The following is a 2,780-nucleotide window of genomic DNA, read 5'->3' as shown; positions in this document are numbered from 1 at the left end:
CACCATCGCTTCGCCCTGGATTCAGGCGAGCAGCGAGACGAAAGCAGTGGCTCAGCCGACCGCAGCCGGCCACGGCCCAGATCATCAGTCCGCAGTCCGCCATCGAGACCACTGCCAATCGTTTCGTCACCCCTCCGCCACCCGCGCCCAGTCCCTGACGACCCACAAACCTCCCAAGGCCCACACTGCTTGGTAGGCGCCCCGCCGGCAGGCACACCTTCCTGGAGAGCCGATGACGCCCGACATCGCCGTGGCCCGCGGGCTACTCGCAGCCCAGCCCTTCAGTCGACTGCTCGGCGCCCGGCTCAGTCGCTTCGAGGCGGGGGTGGCCGAGCTGACCATCCCGCTCGGAGATCATCTATGCCAGCAGCACGGCGCCGCGCACGGCGGGGCGCTGAGCTATGCCGCCGACACGGCCCTCACCTTCGCCGCCGGCAGCGTCGCGGGGGACGCCGTCCTGACCTCCGAGATGAAGATCAACTATTTCCGGGGGGCGCGGGGCGACGAGCTCATCGCCCGTGCCGAGGTCGTCCACGCCGGCTCCACTCTGGTTACCGTGCGCTGCGAGGTCTTCGACCGCGGCGGAGACAGGGACGGGGAACGGCTCTGCGCCGTCGCGCTCGGCACCGTCGCGCGCCGCTGACCACCAGCACACCCCTCGTGACGACCAAGCTTCCGTAGGCTCGATGGGGCGTACGGCCGAGCCCCCCGGAGGTGCACATGGCCAGCAGCGTGGCGACGGCGGACCGGCCGATGCGCTCGCACGCGCACCGCAACCGCGAGCGGATCATCGAGGTGGCCCGGGGCACCTTCGCCGGCAGCGACAGGGACATCTCCCTCAACGAGGTCGCCAGGCAGCCGGGGGTCGGGATCGGCACGCTTTTCCGGCACTTTCCCAACCGGGACGCGCTGCTCGAGGCGCTGCTGCACGATCGGACCGCCGCGCTACTCGACGAGGTGGACCGGCTGCTGGACGCCCCGGAGGCGGGCGCGGCGCTGTTCGGCTGGCTCGACAAACTGATCACGCACATCGCGACCTACCGGGGGGTGGCCGCCAGGCTGCTCGCCATGGTGAGCGACGAGGAGACGGGGCTGCACGCGTCCTGCCACTCCCTCGAGCAGGCGACGCTGGCACTCCTCGTCCGGGCCCAGCGGGCCGGCGACGTCCGGTCGGACGTGCGGGTCGAGGAGGTGATCTCTCTCGTGACCGCCATCGGCTGGATCCGGGAAGAGGCGCCGGAGCGGGCGGACCACGCTCGACCCCTGCTCTCGATCATGACCGATGGCCTGCGGGTTCAGTCCCGGCCGACAACCGATCATACCCCGGGGTCTTACAAAACGGAACACCACACCGGTAGGAGGTCATAGACGACGGATCACGACGGATCACCCGAGGGAAGGCGGTGCCATGGACGGCGCGGACGTGATCGTAGATCGTGTCGAGCGGGCTGTCGATCTTCTGCGGTTGGTCGCTCGTGCTCGGGCCACGGACGGACAGACGGGTAAGAGCGGCCCGTGCGGGAACTGGTACTCCGAAGGATGTGTATCCGCAGACCCCGATGAAGGGAGCCGATCAGATGACCACGACAGCCGAGACCGGGAACGTCACCGGCACGAAGGACGCCCAGTACGACCTGCTGTGGTTCACGGAGAGGTGTCTGAGCAACGCGCTGCGGCTGGAGACCTACATCGGCGACGCCGAGCGCGACGACGACCAGGAGCTGGCGAGCCTGTTCCGCCGGGCGCAGAACGAAAGCCGCAAGGGCGCCGAGGAGGGCAAGCAGTTGCTGCGCAACCGGCTCTGACCCGGCCCCTCCCACCTCCTCCGGTTCCCCCGGTGCCCGGCTGCGGAGACGACCGACCGGCGTACGGTCCGCAGTGTCTTGCCGGTCGGTCGCCACGATCGCTGAGTGCGGTCTCGCAGGTTTCCCCACACGGGTGCCCTGGACATCATCCCCGGTCAACCCCAACCGAAACCCACGAGGGCGCTACAGACTGTAAGTAGGTCGGGTGACGGGCGGATCAGGGTGACTGGCGGATCGGTTCGCGTGAGCGGAGCGCGCGAGGTGGCGCCAGACCAGGGCGGGTCAGACCAGGGCGGGTCAGACCGTGTCGAGGTCGGCCACGAGGAGGTCGGCTACGACGACGTGGCCGTTGCGCAGCGACTGGCGGTGCCGAACCGGCACCGCCAGCCACCGGGCGAGCGTGAGCAGGTCGTCGTCGCGGCGGACGGTGAAGCCGTGGGCGGCGAGCATCCGACGCATCGCGGCGGGGGTCCATGCCGAGCGGTTGGGTTCGCGGGCCATGGGATCGGGGCGCCGTGACACGATAGTTAGCACCCGTGCCGCCAGCCGGCCGAGAAACGCCGAGAGCGCCGGCGCGTGGTAATGAACGATCAGGCGGCTTCCCGGGGTCGAGCGCCCCGCCACGACCCGGGTCGTGGCGGCGACCTGGCCACGGGTGAGGTAGGGCACGACACCCTCCCAGATCCAGACCGTCGGCACCGTCGGCCGATGCCCCACCGACGTCAGGGCCGCGTCGCGGTCGTCACGGCTGAAGTCCACCGGCGCAAAGCGCGGTGCCGTTCCCGGCGGCCCCGCGTCCCCGAGCCGGTCGAGCTTGTCCCGCTGGGACGCCGGATGATCGACCTCGAATACGGCGACGCCGGCGAGCTCCGGCATCCGCCAGGGCCGTCCGTCCAGGCCCGCGCCGAGAACCACCAGTTGCTCCGCCCGCCGCACCCCCCGATCGCCGACAGCCCCGCCGACAGCCCCGCCGAC

General features: G+C 70.5%; 4 protein-coding genes. 3 read left to right on the top strand and 1 reads right to left on the bottom strand.

Annotated features, from left to right (window positions below; genetic code table 11):
• Positions 1-232: 232 nt before the first annotated feature.
• From AC08ON_RS17895 to AC08ON_RS17885, 3 genes are all read left to right on the top strand, one after another.
• Positions 233-643, top strand: coding sequence for a PaaI family thioesterase (locus tag AC08ON_RS17895; RefSeq protein ID WP_476608686.1), 411 nt, complete (start codon positions 233-235; stop codon positions 641-643).
• Positions 644-720: 77 nt separating this feature from the next.
• Positions 721-1,368 carry a TetR/AcrR family transcriptional regulator gene (locus tag AC08ON_RS17890; RefSeq protein ID WP_476608685.1) on the top strand — a complete coding sequence of 216 codons (648 nt, stop codon included), beginning with the start codon at positions 721-723 and terminating at the stop codon, positions 1,366-1,368.
• Between the two features lie 209 nt (positions 1,369-1,577).
• The gene (locus tag AC08ON_RS17885) at positions 1,578-1,805 is read left to right on the top strand and encodes a hypothetical protein (protein ID WP_023841463.1); all 228 of its coding nucleotides are present in this window, start codon (positions 1,578-1,580) and stop codon (positions 1,803-1,805) included.
• A 297-nt stretch (positions 1,806-2,102) separates the two neighbouring features.
• Here AC08ON_RS17885 and AC08ON_RS17880 read toward each other — a convergent pair.
• A partial coding sequence (locus AC08ON_RS17880) for a class I SAM-dependent methyltransferase (RefSeq protein WP_476617414.1) occupies positions 2,103-2,780 on the bottom strand: 678 nt, incomplete at its 5' end.

It is taken from the genome of Frankia sp. CoWAU3 (assembly GCF_977971855.1).
The sequence above is the reverse complement of the archived record's forward strand: the minus strand, read 5'-3'. Positions and strand labels throughout refer to the sequence as shown.

Bases quoted from the DNA above. Each gene is read 5' to 3' on its own strand.
- AC08ON_RS17895 (WP_476608686.1), top strand. From the start codon at position 233: ATGACGCCCGACATCGCCGTGGCCCGCGGGCTACTCGCAGCCCAGCCC.
- AC08ON_RS17885 (WP_023841463.1), top strand. From the start codon at position 1,578: ATGACCACGACAGCCGAGACCGGGAACGTCACCGGCACGAAGGACGCC.
- AC08ON_RS17890 (WP_476608685.1), top strand. From the start codon at position 721: ATGGCCAGCAGCGTGGCGACGGCGGACCGGCCGATGCGCTCGCACGCG.